At 32.2% G+C, this 14369-nt stretch carries 16 protein-coding genes and 2 pseudogenes; 4 read left to right on the top strand and 14 right to left on the bottom strand.

Annotation, left to right across the window (positions count from 1 at the left end; all coding sequences use genetic code 11):
• The first annotated feature begins 28 nt into the window (after positions 1-28).
• Positions 29-286, top strand: coding sequence for a hypothetical protein (locus BZZ03_RS10555; protein ID WP_086583259.1), 258 nt, complete (start codon positions 29-31; stop codon positions 284-286).
• Between the two features lie 4 nt (positions 287-290).
• On the opposite strand, the gene BZZ03_RS10550 is transcribed toward BZZ03_RS10555, so the two are convergent.
• The 7 genes and pseudogenes from BZZ03_RS10550 to BZZ03_RS10520 form a co-directional block, all read right to left on the bottom strand.
• Complete coding sequence (locus tag BZZ03_RS10550) at positions 291-851, bottom strand: recombinase family protein (RefSeq protein ID WP_086583258.1); 561 nt, start codon at positions 849-851, stop codon at positions 291-293.
• Positions 852-1015: 164 nt separating this feature from the next.
• The gene (locus BZZ03_RS10545) at positions 1016-2107 is read right to left on the bottom strand and encodes a hypothetical protein (protein WP_086583257.1); all 1092 of its coding nucleotides are present in this window, start codon (positions 2105-2107) and stop codon (positions 1016-1018) included.
• Positions 2108-2155: 48 nt separating this feature from the next.
• Positions 2156-4819, bottom strand: coding sequence for a Cna B-type domain-containing protein (locus tag BZZ03_RS12300; protein ID WP_233128981.1), 2664 nt, complete (start codon positions 4817-4819; stop codon positions 2156-2158).
• 327 nt (positions 4820-5146) lie between these two features.
• A complete protein-coding gene (locus tag BZZ03_RS10535; RefSeq protein WP_086583256.1) occupies positions 5147-5902 on the bottom strand; it encodes a hypothetical protein in 756 nt (251 codons plus the stop codon).
• Positions 5899-7059, bottom strand: a complete 1161-nt coding sequence (locus BZZ03_RS10530) for a DUF262 domain-containing protein (RefSeq protein WP_086583255.1) — start codon at positions 7057-7059, stop codon at positions 5899-5901. Before BZZ03_RS10530 ends, BZZ03_RS10535 begins: the two co-directional genes overlap by 4 nt.
• 236 nt (positions 7060-7295) lie before the next feature.
• Positions 7296-7676 carry a hypothetical protein gene (locus BZZ03_RS10525; RefSeq protein WP_086583254.1) on the bottom strand — a complete coding sequence of 127 codons (381 nt, stop codon included), beginning with the start codon at positions 7674-7676 and terminating at the stop codon, positions 7296-7298.
• 302 nt (positions 7677-7978) lie between these two features.
• A pseudogene (locus BZZ03_RS10520) lies at positions 7979-8665 on the bottom strand (IS6 family transposase).
• 150 nt (positions 8666-8815) lie between these two features.
• Between BZZ03_RS10520 and BZZ03_RS10515 the strand changes: the two are divergent.
• Together BZZ03_RS10515 and BZZ03_RS12425 are read left to right on the top strand one after the other, a co-directional pair.
• The gene (locus BZZ03_RS10515) at positions 8816-9238 is read left to right on the top strand and encodes a hypothetical protein (RefSeq protein WP_086583253.1); all 423 of its coding nucleotides are present in this window, start codon (positions 8816-8818) and stop codon (positions 9236-9238) included.
• A 164-nt stretch (positions 9239-9402) separates the two neighbouring features.
• Positions 9403-9504 (top strand): putative holin-like toxin, encoded by a 102-nt coding sequence (locus BZZ03_RS12425; protein WP_086583252.1) that lies wholly within the window; start codon positions 9403-9405, stop codon positions 9502-9504.
• A gap of 148 nt (positions 9505-9652) precedes the next feature.
• Here the strand turns inward: BZZ03_RS12425 and BZZ03_RS10505 are convergent, their stop codons facing one another.
• The 3 genes and pseudogenes from BZZ03_RS10505 to BZZ03_RS10495 all read right to left on the bottom strand — a co-directional run bounded on the left by BZZ03_RS10505 (position 9653) and on the right by BZZ03_RS10495 (position 11146).
• Complete coding sequence (locus tag BZZ03_RS10505) at positions 9653-9928, bottom strand: HU family DNA-binding protein (RefSeq protein WP_042219848.1); 276 nt, start codon at positions 9926-9928, stop codon at positions 9653-9655.
• A gap of 70 nt (positions 9929-9998) precedes the next feature.
• A pseudogene (locus BZZ03_RS10500) lies at positions 9999-10675 on the bottom strand (recombinase family protein).
• Positions 10676-10849: 174 nt separating this feature from the next.
• Positions 10850-11146 carry a BRCT domain-containing protein gene (locus tag BZZ03_RS10495; RefSeq protein WP_086583251.1) on the bottom strand — a complete coding sequence of 99 codons (297 nt, stop codon included), beginning with the start codon at positions 11144-11146 and terminating at the stop codon, positions 10850-10852.
• Positions 11147-11350: 204 nt separating this feature from the next.
• Here BZZ03_RS10495 and BZZ03_RS11920 point away from each other — a divergent pair, with 204 nt between their 5' ends.
• Entirely contained in the window at positions 11351-11452 is a 102-nt protein-coding gene (locus BZZ03_RS11920; RefSeq protein ID WP_233128980.1) for a type I toxin-antitoxin system Fst family toxin, read from the top strand.
• 192 nt (positions 11453-11644) lie between these two features.
• Here BZZ03_RS11920 and BZZ03_RS10490 read toward each other — a convergent pair whose 3' ends face one another.
• The 4 genes from BZZ03_RS10490 to BZZ03_RS10475 form a co-directional block, all read right to left on the bottom strand.
• The gene (locus BZZ03_RS10490; protein ID WP_086583250.1) at positions 11645-12454 is read right to left on the bottom strand and encodes a hypothetical protein; all 810 of its coding nucleotides are present in this window, start codon (positions 12452-12454) and stop codon (positions 11645-11647) included.
• Positions 12455-12625: 171 nt separating this feature from the next.
• Positions 12626-12985, bottom strand: coding sequence for a hypothetical protein (locus BZZ03_RS10485; protein ID WP_086583249.1), 360 nt, complete (start codon positions 12983-12985; stop codon positions 12626-12628).
• A 30-nt stretch (positions 12986-13015) separates the two neighbouring features.
• A complete protein-coding gene (locus tag BZZ03_RS10480) occupies positions 13016-13255 on the bottom strand; it encodes a hypothetical protein (protein WP_086583248.1) in 240 nt (79 codons plus the stop codon).
• Between the two features lie 140 nt (positions 13256-13395).
• Positions 13396-14187, bottom strand: coding sequence for a ParA family protein (locus tag BZZ03_RS10475; protein WP_086583247.1), 792 nt, complete (start codon positions 14185-14187; stop codon positions 13396-13398).
• Positions 14188-14369 lie beyond the last annotated feature (182 nt).

Here is a 14369-nt window from a genome sequence, read left to right as displayed (position 1 = left end):
AAAACTGGAATATTAAAAAGGAGAAAAATTGACTACAAACTCAAAAAACACTGATGCTACCATCTGCCCCAGTGATAGTGTAGATATAAATAATATGACTGAAGAGCAAAAGAATGAAGAATTAGCAGTTCCTGCATTGATATGTTTAAAGGATGGCGTAACTTTGGAAGATATGTCCGAAGAGGAACGAGTAGAATTCAATGAAGGAATTCAGGATATGCTTAAAAAAGCTCAACAACTTTTTGATGATGAGTCTAATTGGAAACCTAAAACCTCTAAGTCTTGAAGGCTTAGAGGTTTTTACTTTTAAATCTTCTTTTTTGAGTGGCAATGCTAATACCCGTTTTTCGTTCGATCATTTTATAAGTCATCCCCTGCTTCTTCAGTTCAAAAGCAAAATCAATTTGTTCTTCAGTAAACTTTTGAGGACGTCCTTCTTTGAATGCTGGATCATTGTCCTTGGCATACTTTTTCCCCTCACTTGTTCGATTTACGATCATATCTCGTTCAAATTGTGCAAATGCACTAAAAATAGTAAATATAAGCTGACCTGTTGGGGTGTTATCAATGATCCCCATATTTAAGATATGTACTTTTATCTCATTTTGGAACAAATGCTGAATGATTTCTAATGCTTCACGAGTATTTCTTGCAAATCGGTCCAACTTTGTCACAATAAGCATATCGTCTTTTTGGAGTTGATTAAGTAATTTTTGAAATTCTGGTCGCTCTGTTGTTGTTCCAGAAAATTTTTCTTGATAAATTTTTTCTGCTCCTGCAGCTTTTAAATTTTCAATTTGACTTTCTAATTTTTGATCTGTTGTACTCACTCGAGCGTATCCAAATTTCATAATTTCTCCTCTATTTATAACCCTTAGTTATGAGCCGTTAAAATCTCTTTATTTATAGTATACACAAAAAGAGCTCAAAACTGTTAAGTTATGAGCTGTTTCTATTTAAATCTAATTCTTATTTATTGTTTTAAATCTTTTGAATTTGAAACGGAAAACAATGTTTACTCGTATTCCCCAGCCATAAATGCTGACATTAACTCTGTATAATCATAATTTTTTGAACTATCACTATTATCGAAGGACCATTTTCCTTCTTTAGTCTTATGTAAAGCTACTTTATAACCATCCGTATCCATATCATTAGGGGATTCAATTTTTGAACTTCCAATCTCTGAAGGTAATTTTTCAACTAAAATTTTAGCTGCAGCATTGATTGCTTTATCATAATCTGAATCGTCAATTTTATCCATGTTATCTTCAAGGATACTTGACATATCAATGGTATTGAAACTAACCACTTCTGGTTTAATAGATACGATTGCTGAGTCTGGGAATGATTCAACAACCTTATAATCCACCTTCCCTTTGGTTGCATTAGTTGTTTTTACTGCTGAAATAATCTTACTTGTCTCAGCTACTGTGGGTTGATAAGTTGCTCCTGAACTTTGAAGATCAGCTACAAAAAGCTTAGAAAATTTATCATTAAAAGCTTCTTTAGCTTTATTTACATCAAGAGCTAAGTTATCCTCTTTGTTTTTTTCTGTTTGAGAATTCTGAGATTTTGTATCGTCAGTTGTATTTAGAAATACCTGGTTAACATAACTTTCAACCGCCTCTTTTGTCTCAGAAGAGGTATCTTTAGCTTTCGAAGTATCAACTTCAGTAATTATTTCTTTTGTTTTCTTTGAATCCTTGGAACTTCTAGGTTTATAATGAAGCTCATACTTCTCACCTTTATCTACTTTAAAGGTAAGATAACCTGATTTCTCTTTGCTTGGATTTAAGCTAGACGCTCTCATCAGTTCAAAAGTATCATTTTGATCATAAACATCATCATCAACGGAAATCTGATTTCCCTTTTTATCATAAAGTGTAAAGTCATCCCAACTCACGGAATCGATACTCTGTTTACTTGTATTTTCAACACTGATATTTAAAGCAAGTATTCCTTCATTTTCACTATTTTTTTCATCCTCTTGAATAATATAGTTTTCAGAATTCAATTTTACAGAAGCAATAGAACTATTATTGGAACATCCTACTAATATTAAACTTCCAAACAACAATGTACTTCCAACTATTATTTTTTTCATATTCCTTTTCCTTTATATATAGTGATACATCTGGTATCTGACTCATTATCATTTTTTAGAGTTTTTGAAACGGAAAATAGAAGCAATAAGAGCAACCATTAGGAGTATAAGACCGACTCCAATACTCATCACTGTCATTCTTTCATTTTCACCAGTTTCAGGTAATGCATCGTGAGTTGATGAAGAAGGTTCTGTCTTAGGAGTATCCTCTTTGTGACTTGGCTTATTGTTATCTGGTTTAGGGGTTACGTTGTGTTTATTAGTAATAATAATATTCCCCTTATTACTATCATCTATGGTTGTTTCATACCCATTGACTTTTGTAATTTCCTTAACAGTGTAAACAATGTCCTTACCTTCTACTTTTTTAGAAAGACCTTTCCAAGTATAGGTCCATTTAGAATCCTTACTTAAATTAATTAGATCTCCCATTTTCTCACCATTAGCATAAAGTTGTACTTGAATTGAGTCTGGACGAAGGCCATCTTGGTTGTTGTTATCGTCCCAACGCTTCGTTACAGTTACGCTGGTTTGTTCTGGTGTGTAATGATTCGTAATGTCAAAATCATTGATCTCTGTAGTATAAGAGGGAACACTGTCTTCAGTAATTGTATAAACAATCTCTTTTCCATCTTCGTACTTAGGAAGATTGGTAAATGAGTATTTCCAATTATCTTCAGCCGTTACTTTTTTAGTCGCGACAACTTTACTATTAGCTAGTAAATTGACATTTATTGAATCTGGACGAAGGCCATCTTGGTTATTATTGTCATCCCACGTTTTTGTGCCAGAAAAAGTTATTGAACTTTCTTTCTCATTTGTTATATTAATTGTAGCTACACCTTCTTGACTGTTTTTATAGTCAAGAACCACAGGATATTCTTTGTTAGACAAGATATATCCTTCTGGTGCTTTGGTCTCTCTAATTATATAACTTCCCTCTGATAAAGTATTTGACATCGAAATTCCATTGTTGTCAGTTAAAACATGCTCAATAACATTACCGTTTGTATCTAAAATATCAAACTCAGCACCTGCGAGAGCATTTCCCGTGTCAAGATCTGTTTTCAATATTTTTATTCTTCCATTATAAACATAAACTGAAGAAGTATTAGTCGAAATATCTCTCACACCATCACGATGTAAAACCGCAGTATTATCTATATTATCACCATTTTTAAATACTGCTTCATCTACCTTAACTCTAAACTTTATAACAGCACTTTCACCGGTCTCTAATTTTTTACTTGTTGCCCAAGTAACATTGTTACCGTTGACTAAAGGACTAGTATTAATGTTTATAGAATCATTTCCTGTAGAGTCATAAGTTAAACCAGAAATTAAAGGATCCTCAATACGTGAACCTGCTGGCAAATCAAAGTCTTTCTCATTAGTTAAAGTAATTGTATAATCTAAGTATTTAGATCCGGTAAGATACTCCGTTTGAGTAACTTTTTTTTCAAAAGTAAAAGCACCATTTGTATTTTCATCTATTGCTTGATAATGATGAGTATTTTTAGTACCTTCTTCTCCCGTGGTCTTTTTATAACCTAAAGTTGCCTTATTATCACGTACTCCATATATTGTTGGACTTTGACCTTTATCTGCTTGTACTGCATACTCTATGACATAGGAATCTCCATTTTTCATGCTCTCCCCAAAGTCTACTATAAGTTCCCGACCAGATATAGAGATGGAGGAGCTGAATAAATTGGAAACATTTTCAAAAGAAGACGGCCAACCCTCAGCATTTCTAGATAATACTTTAAGAATTCTAACATTCCCCATAGCACTTAAATCATTTTGAATACTACGTCCTGGGTATTCAAAATGTGTATCTTCAGGTAATGTATCAGTAACTATTGCTGAAGAAAGATTCTCTTGTGTGTAGTTTACAGGCAAGTCATAAACATTTGAAGTTCCGCTATTTGGATTCATTAGAGCAACGGTTTCATAATTAGGAAAATCAATATTACTCATCAAAGTCCATTTTGCTAACGAAGGCAAGGTTGGCTTATTTCCTGCTTGTGTGTCTGACTGAGCACTATCACTAGTATTATTTTCGGGGTGTAAGCTGTCCGTATAAGTAAGCTCTGATTCAACAGTACCTGGGTTATCATTATTTTGCCACAATGGTGCTTTCCAAATTATCGTCGCTTGTTGCCCCCCAGCTACTTCTACACTATTTTTAGTATAAATAAGTTGATATTTCCCATCAACTACTTGGAGAACAGGTCCATCAAATCCTTGAAGTTGTGCTGCAGATAAATCTAGTCCTGCAGAATCTACAACACTTTGGGGAATATCTACTATTAATGTACTTCCAGGAGTCATGGCACCTTGAGAACCTTGGATAGTAATTGTTGCTGTGACCTTTTCTTGAGATTTTATTGGATTCGTGACATCTATGCTTGCCTGCACAGATGTAGCTTTAACACTAGGAGCTCTTGGCTGTGCCTCGTTAAAATTTAACTGACTTCCTTTGTCCGTCTCTGTAGTTTGAGGTGTAGATTGACTCTCGTCAGACGCTTTTACAACATCCTCTGTAGCTTGTTCTTTAGTCTGTTCGTCGGATATAGATGACGTTTGTGCTGTCGATTGAATACTACTTGGATTTATGATTTCTTGCGTTTGGGCAATTCCTGTTACAGGAACAACCAAGTAGGTAAACAATAAGAGAGCTAGACTAAATAAATGTACATTCTTTTTCATACTTTCTCCTTTTTTCAATAAAAGATTTGTTTTATCTAAACATAAAAGTGGAAATTTCCCATTATAGTCAACTTTTAAGGATATTCTTTTCACTTTATATTTTATTCATGTGTATAATGAAATTTATAAAGATATACTGTATAATAGTATTGGATACGTATTATAAATCAATAAAACAAATCTTTTATTGACAAATCTTTTTTATCATAATAAAATACCGAAGAGATTCAGTTCTCCTCGGTATTTTCGTTATAGTTATAGCTATAACTATTAAGTTATGAGCTCTTTTTGATTACTTTTCAAACTTTGCAACGGGAAATAAAAATTTCAATATACTGCGCTATCTAACAAATCTAAGTAAGTACTAAAGAGATCAATAAATATTTTATCTATAATAATTAATACAGTAAACCATACAAAATAATTGTCTTGGTCATAATTTTCTTCTAATAGTAGGTTTAAAGTAGGCAGGTTGTTCTGGTATGACAATGTATTGTGAGCTAGTCTATTTCTTTGCTTATATAAACTATCTGTATAAAAATCTCTTAACTCGCTCTGGAAAATATGATTAAAAGCACCGATATTTTTATCATCTGGGCAAATTTGTTTGATATCGAATAACTTATTATTGGGGGTTTTGATGAAATTACAAAAAAAATCAAATTCTTTTTGTTTCATCCTTGAAAGAACTGTACCTTTAAACGTTTCGGTTACAAAATTTTCAGATTCTTTTAATAGCTGAGTTCTATATGCCCCCTGTATATTTAAACCTTTATCAAGTTTTTGAATAAGTTTGATTAAATTAGAATAGATATCCTTTTTAGATTTATAATCTGAGTACTCCCCATAATTCGAACCATATAACAGTTTTCTTCTATATTCAAAATCTTCTGTAGCCATGTCCCATGCGATACATTTCATTTTTTGCTCTTGAAAACCTGTCATTTTCAAAAATAGGGAATGCATAACATAGTCACCTAATGGGAAAGTTTCAATCCCATCATTAATTCCAGAGCATGATGAAATCGCTTCATCTATAATATCAGTAATTGGCTTTTTAATGAATTCCAGATGTTTACTCATTTCACAAACCTCTCATAAATAGTAATTGAATCACCTATGCGTGTTCGCAAATATTTTAAGGCGTTTGGATTTCTTCTTTGATAATTGATCTTCTTATTATCTAGATACTTATACTCTTCTATTTTATTTTTAAGTTCTGTTTTTAATTCATCTCTTTTTTCGAAGTCTATTTCTTTACCAAAGAAAATAACATGATATATCAGTCCAAAAAAATAGATATCCATGTCTATTATTGAATCATATTTACTATCAAATTTTAATTTTTTAATTTTTTCTTTCACTAAAGCAACATTAGCTATTTGGATTTCTACAGGATTTTCTACAAATTTGTTGATGTAGTCCTCATAGTAACTTTCCATATTTCTGGCGTAACCATACGCTATTTTGTTAACATTTCCAGGATCTTCATTAAATTGTGATAAGAGTGATAGATATCTAGTGAAATCAAGTTTCCCAGAAGGAGTAGTAATATTTTTGCAAAAATTTGGATTAAAATATTCTTTTAAATCATCATTAAGATAGTAAAGGGCTTCTCTACTTTCTTGTGGCAATAGATTTATCCCTTGACTATTTATGTGTCTAAAAACAGTTGAATAAAATTTTTGCTGTTCCTTTTTTTTATCATTGGAATCTTCTATTTTAGGAACAATATAAGAAAATCCTAGGTAAGTTTCTGAAAAAATTTTTTCAAGTAAATTTAAATCTATTTTTTTATATTCAGATATAGAACTTGTTTCTTCTAAAATTTTTGCTTTAGTTGAACCGTATTCTAACAGTCTATCAAATCTCCAGTTAATTACATCTTCATAATACTCGTTTTCTTCTTCGAAATCGTTTTCTTCTGCAAATTTTTCTAATTTCTTCTTCAGTTTAAATTTATCCCTATCAGGAAATAGCCCCAAGTAAGCCAAAAAAATACTTGTGAGTCTTTGTTGTCCATCCAGAATGATATTTTTACTATTACCATCAATATCAATTGAACCAATGATAATTGATGGAACAAATCCTTTATTCTTAAAAGTTTCTATCAATTTTCTGGTATCATCCTCTTTCCATACAAAAAATCTTTGATATTCTGGAAGAACGATATTCTTTTTTAGTATCAAATCAATCCAATGTTTTAAAGTATACTCTCCATAATAAACTCTGTTTTCCATAATTATCCTCTTCTAACTAGCTTTATTTAAAGTATATATATTTTAGTTTAATTTGTAAATTATTTACTCTAATTTGCCCAAGTTAATTGGACAATAATAGATTCAGTTTTTTTCAGCATATAACAAAAGCCACCAAAGTATACTCCAATGTCATTAAGTTAAGAAAAAAGAACACACTCTTGATACAATTATTTTATCAATCAAACGTCAAAGCGTTACGTATTCAGGAGGTGCTCTTATTGACTAATACGGTTCTGTTGCGAAGTTTTAAAAACAAAGGCTGCTATTAAAGCTATTCCTGAAATAATTCGAATTATTCCGTTTAAAGGATTTGATAATGTTGCACCTAGACCAGCTAATAAAATAAAAATGCCGTAAACTAGAGAAAAAATCGCCCATCCTTTTTTGGGGCTGGCATCAATTTTAAAAAAGATGATCCAACCTAAAGTAATATGAATAATGACAATTATAAGCATAGCTAGTTTTTGTTCAGGGGAATATAGGAAATACAGAAGATACGTCATTTTTAATAATGAGGCAGTAAATACAAAAGATAGGAGCAATGCTCCCATTAATGAGCTTATTCTACTTTTTGATAAATTTTTGAGTTTATTCACTTTGATTATCCTTTGTCAAAACATATTTTTAACTTTTATTTTCAGAATCCGAATGTGTTTTCATACAAGGTAATGTACTAACTGAAAATTCGATGTTTTCATTTTGAATTCCTTCTCCTACGAGGCTTGTCAGCTTAGAGACAGCGCTTTGTGCCACTATTTTATCTGAACTAATTCTTTATGTTCCCATGAGCACTCCTTTATTTTTGATGACTTAATTTTACATTGCTAGAACAGGTATGTCAAGCGGTTCTGTTGCGAAGTTTTAAATTCAACAACACTATCTCTGCCCAACCGTCACTTTAAGCTGGTATTCCCATTAATATTTTGATTTCATTAGAAACCGAAAAGCCGAAGAGCGTTCCATTTCTTCGGTTCTTTTTGCATATTCCTCGAATGATTTCCATACCCTTAATCGTGGTTGAGGCAGTACGGAGTTTTCGATAAAATTTATTGCGTCGTTTAATAGGTCGATGGTTTTGTTCTATTAGATTGTTCAGATATTTCACGGTTCGATGGTCTGTTTTGGTGTATAAACCGTTTCTCTGTAACCTTCTAAATGCAGAACCAATAGAGGGCGCTTTATCCGTGACTATTCTATTACTCTTGGTTGACCAAACTGTTTGTGTAGTCGTTTCAAGAACGCATAAGCAGCTTGAGTATCGCGTTTCTTTCGTAATCAGATATCTAAAGTCAATCCATCCGCATCAATAGCTCGATAAAGATAATGCCAACGCCCTTTGATTTTAATATAAGTTTCGTCCATTTTCCACGAATAGAAGGACTATCTATTTTTCTTTTTCCAGAGATGATAGAGTACTTTACTGTATTCTTGAACCCAACGATAAATAGTTGTGTGACAAACATTTATTCCACGGTCATAAAGCAGTTCTTGGACTTCACGATAGCTCAAATTGTAACGAAGATAATAGCCCACGGCCACAATTATCACATCTTTTTTGGAATTGTTTACCTTTGAAATGATTCATCTACCAATCCTCACTAATATTTTTTCTCCATTTTACAATAGAATAGGGCTTATGGGAATCTTTGCAACAGAACCAAAAATTCCCTGATTATAGCAAAGTCATGCATAAGGGTTATCCTCTAAAGTTTTTTGTTCATGGGGTCCCCAAGCTATGACAACTTATGCTAATCGACGTGATCGTGAAGCTCTAAAAGGGATTTCTTATGATACTCAAACCATGGCGGCTCTTAACACAGTCCTTTGGTGTATTTATGGTTTTCTGATTTGTAGCATTTGGCTTCCAATGGGAACAGTTGTTATCTTGCCTCTCGCATTATGGACAATCTGGTTGAAGTATTCGGTAGAGAATGACCCCTTTTATGAATGGAGTTCTCGTAAACTTTCATCTAAAAATGAATTGATTGAAACTGACATAAAGGGATACTTCAGCTTGTATATAGGCAATATAGTCTTGTGTGATCATCAAGGACAAGCAACGACAGTCAAGCTGGATAATGACACTCAAATTGCGGCTTATTGTCAAAAGTATCATATTGACACGATTAAATTTAACCCCAAACTCTATCACAACTAAACAAGGAAACCAAAAGTGATCAACAGGCCGTAAATGGCTTGTTGATCACTTTTTTGATATAATCTAGAGTAGAGAAAGTTTAATAGCGGTTGGCTAAGTATAGAAAGAGGGGTGAGGCCTATTGAAAATAGGATTTACCCTATCAAACTAGAAAGGCAACGTTTTTGAGTGTTTCAGACAGCTTAACATTGATGATTACGTTCGCAAGTTTCATTGTTATGTTGCTCAATCTCATTATTGTGATTGTAAAGAACATAAAAAAATAGAACCGCTAACTTTTGACCGAGTGCGATTCTATTTTTAGATAAGTTACTTGTCAACCGTCTTAAACGGTCTCTATGGAGCTTGTTTGCGCAAGCTCTTTTTCTTTACCTTTATTATATCAAAAGCTAGAGATTTGTCAAAAGTAATATCCTATTTCACAGCGTCTTTCAAAGCCTTACCTGCTTTAAATGCTGGGGCAGTTGTTGCTTTGATTTTGATTTTCTTCCCTGTTTGTGGGTTACGACCTTCACGTGCTGCACGTTCTCGTGTTTCAAAAGTCCCAAATCCAATAAGTTGAACATTGTCTTTTTTTGATAAAAACTCAGTGATACTTTCAACCATTGCATTAAGTGCAAGCTCACTATTTTTTTGTGTTAAGCCTGATTTAGTTGCCATTGCAGCTACAAGTTCTTTTTTGTTTGTCATGTTGATTTCTCCTATATTCTCTATTTTAAGTACATTATATCATAATCATCTATTTATTATTTTCCAATTTTTAGAGGGTGTCGTAATCTCTAAGATTAACCTCTACTTGTTCTTCTAAGTCTTCCTCAAAAGAAGCTTCAGTATATTTTTTAATGGATTTTTTTATTTTATAAACAGTGGGACGAGAAAGACCATTTTTTTGGCTATTTTTGCTACTGGAATTCCCTTTTTTAACATTTTCACTACAGTTATATAAACTAGCTTTTTTTGAGGCTCTGGTGAGTCTAAGGAGTATTCTGTTGGTCGTCCCTTGTATCGGCCTGCTTGTTTCGATAAGAGTACACCTTGACGTTGCCGTTCTCATATTTTCTCACGTTCATTCTGTGCGATGCAACTTAGAAGAGATAAAAACATATCAAACATGGCATTGTCGAGAAGTTCACTTCCTGTGTTAAAATCTAAAAACTGTGCATCTAATATTTTTAAGTCGACATTTTTCTGCTTCATAAAGGCAACTGTGTTTTTTATATCCTCATAATCACGACCTAATCGATCAAGAGAGGTGACGATGACTTGGTCACCTTCACGTATATACTTCAACAATTTTTGAAACTCTGGGCGCTGCGTATCTTTTCCGCTGACTTTTTCTTGAAAAAGTTTATCGATGTTTTGTTCGGACATCATTTCTAATTGTCGGTCTAAATTTTGGTCTTGTGAAGATACTCGAATATATCCAATATTTGCCATAAAAATTCTTTTTTTTAAACATGAGTAAATTTACATGTAAAATTTACTCATGTTTTTACCGCTATTGTACCATTTATCAAAATAAATTATAAGTAGACTTAAAATTTACAGTTTATAAAAAACAGCACTCTCTAAAATATAGAGAATACTGTTCTATCGTTATTACAAAATAATCTATAAGCCTTTTGAAAGAAGTTGAAAAGTTTGAGCTATAAATTCAATAAAATCTTTCTCAGACATTATTCTTATTTGTTGCCCTGATTGGACAGCTTCTGCTGCTTCTAGCAGCTTCTGTGATGGATGATAGCCTTTTATTAGATCAATCGGAAAATAACCTGTGACGAGTCGTGTGGTTTTCTTAGTCACGCTGCTTTGGTTATGTCCTTTTAATCCAGTAACAATAGATTGTGCTTGTTTTCTCGTCATCGTTGTCAGTGTTCCAGTGAACACAAAATACTCATCTTTTAGCATTCACTCCACCTCACATTCTTTTGACTGAACTCAATGCTCAACTTATTTGACCTTTTATAAATCCCATTATAGCAGAAAGTGAAAGTAAGACATTGTAGCATACCTTGTTGTCTTCTTTGTTCTCTCACACGATAGGGCAACACTATGTTATAATATTTACTGGCACTTGCCGAATCCTAGACTGAAACGGGAGGAGGTGTTTTCATGCAAAGTATACTTTTAGTCCTATTCACAACTATCATTGCACCGATTATTTCTGGTGTAGCTGTTAAGCTCATTTCTTGTTGGCTAGACAAGCGAAAATGATAGTTTGGAAAAGTGCCATCTGGCCTGAGTTAGTTGTCGCTGCTAACAAAAGAAAAAACGAGGATAGCCGTCCTCGTTTTTTTGTTTTCATGCTTTTTACTTTTAGCGCTATTCACTTCGCTAAATAAATTATAACATATTCTATATCCTTGTCAATGGTTTAGAACATTTTGACGCTTCCTTGTGTGAAATTTAATTTGTTGAATCGGAAATATTTTCTTTCCAGTCCTGGGGTTGTTCAGATTGAAATTCTCCTCTTTTAATTCTTTCAACCAAATTGTCCATTTGCTTTTTTTCTTTCATCAAAAATTCTAACATTTTACCTTCTCGGTAAGCATTACCAAATGGTTCCCAACTTCTTCCGCTACCGTTAGAATGATAGATTTGTTCACCAGTTTTTTTGTCATAGCAAGATATTCCAGGACCTCCACAACAATTTGCTATATCAAAGATGAACTCTTCAGATTCGTAACGCCCTTGGACAACCAAATCTTTGTTGATGTTTTGACGCTTAGGCAAACACTTATTAAATTGAAAATAACCCTCTAACATACTATTAATGAGTTTAGGCATCTCTCGGTCTGGAAATAGTCCAAACGGTATACGGATGGAATCCACATTTTGTTGATACGGTGCTGCTGTAATACGCATATCATAGCCAAAATAGTGATATTCTTCAACTCCTTTTTTATTTTTATACCGTTGTGTTTGTTCAATAATTTCTAAAATACGTCCATCTTCACATAGATATGCAAAATATAAACACAATTTATCGGAACTCCAATCAGTAATCAATCCATGATACCAACAGTTCCGTTTATCATATTTTTCATAAAGGTCTTTATTTACTGCGCTCTCATCGTCTGATGCCCAAAAATTAATGAAAAATTCATCTTGTTTCAAAGTGATTGGCTCTGTCTCAAAAATTTCCATTCTCCAATGATCTTTCTTAGGCAATGCTTCTTCAGGGTGAGCCTTTAACCAGTCTTTATAATTTCTCATTTTATGTTTCCTCCACGCAACCCTTTTATCGATTTTATCAATATTATATACTTTAAAACCTTATTTTGCAAGGGATAATATTGAATATATCAATATTATTTAAAACTTATACTGCAAACAAACCATAAAATTTATTAAAAAAAAGAGAAATTTTTTATTTCCCTTTTTTAACTAAAATATAATTATTGCGTAGCCATGGTTTAGTATATCCTCAATTTTTTGTTCTTCCTCTACTCTCCTTACTTCAGACATCATATAAAATGCATCATACCATGAGTATTGACCAACATAATCATCAGCATTACGGATAATATCTTTTATCTTCATCTTTTCTGAAGTATGTCCTGAATAATCTTCTAAAATTATACTATCTCCAACGTTATATTTAGTATTATTAGAATTACTGTTCTCTGTATCTAACAATACAACATAATAATTAAAACTAGCCCATTTAAAGCTTCGATTATTAATTTTTACTTTGTGTTCAGATTGTCTTTTTAAATCATTTTCAGTAGTTTCTTTTAAATCCATATTTTCTCCTATTCATTTGCGGATTTCACATTAAAGTCCTTTAATCAATTCATTAATGAAGCTCGATGCAGATGGAAAACCTTGTTCTTTAGAAATTGCAGTGAGTTTTTTTCTTACACTCGGCTGCAAACTGAATGTATAATTTTGAGTTTTTTCTTCTTTTTCTTTATAACTAGGAAGAGAAACTTTCTCCTCACTTTCATTCACTTTTTTATTTTCTGGTTCACGTAGTGCTTGTTGTATTTTTTTATTTTTGGGATCAAAAGCCATTATATCTCCTTTATTTAACTAATATATTCTATAATTATAATCGTAAGCATCAAATATAAACACACGTTATATGTCATTTACAAAATACGATGTATGTTTATACGTATATTTATTATTTATGAATGATAAATACATTGTCGCTATATTGTTGTTGAAATTTTATTAAAGCTATCCGATATTTCATCAAAGAATTTTTTATGCTTCGTGTAAATTTTATGATCCGACTCAAATGCAGAAACTGATTTCTTATCCAAAGTAGTTCTATTAAAAATTTCTTTTTCCGGTATAATAGCTAAAATATTATTTTCATCTTTAATTGCTTCCAAGAGTTCCCTAGAAGATTTAGTATTGTGCTTAACCATATTAGCAACATAATATAAATTTGCAGTAAAGTATGACTCTCTTGTCGAATAGTCAATTGCTTCGTCTTTCAAATCTTTGATTCTTTCTTCCAAATTAAATTTTGCATTATATCCATGCTCACTTGGAGTTAGAGGGCTGATAATTGAATTACTAATTATTAAAGCATTTTTTGTAGCAGTAGAAAAATCTGGATGAGTATCAAGAATGATATAATCAAACTGTTCTAGATTTAAGCGTTCATAATTATCTGAAAGCCATAAGTATAGTAACATGTTTTTGTTCGTTTTATTCTCAACATCTCTTTCAATATCATCTAAGCGCATATCTCCTGCAATGAGAGAAACGTTTTCTGACACTGAATGAATTTTTACTTTACCTAGGTCTTTAAATATGTTTCCTACTGTTCCCTCATTATCATAGATATCATAAATTTGAGATAAATTGCATTGATGGTCTAAATCAATGAAAAGGACATTTTTTCCAGTATTAGCTAACCATTCGCCAAAGTTAAATGCTAAAGTAGTTTTACCAACTCCGCCTTTGATTGCTGAAAATGATACTATTTCCATAACTCCTCCTTATAAATACATTTAATATGTATACGTATATTTGTTATATATAAATATTATACATTTTATAAGTAGCACTGTCAAGCAACAACTATACGTATGAACTATATTTATATGTATTTATTATAAACAAAAAGCTATAGATTAGTCCATAGCTTTCATAAAGTTCCTAAATACTGAGT

Origin of the sequence: Lactococcus petauri (assembly GCF_002154895.1) — a bacterium.
Lineage (GTDB): Bacteria > Bacillota > Bacilli > Lactobacillales > Streptococcaceae > Lactococcus > Lactococcus petauri.
The sequence above is the reverse complement of the archived record's forward strand: the minus strand, read 5'-3'. Positions and strand labels throughout refer to the sequence as shown.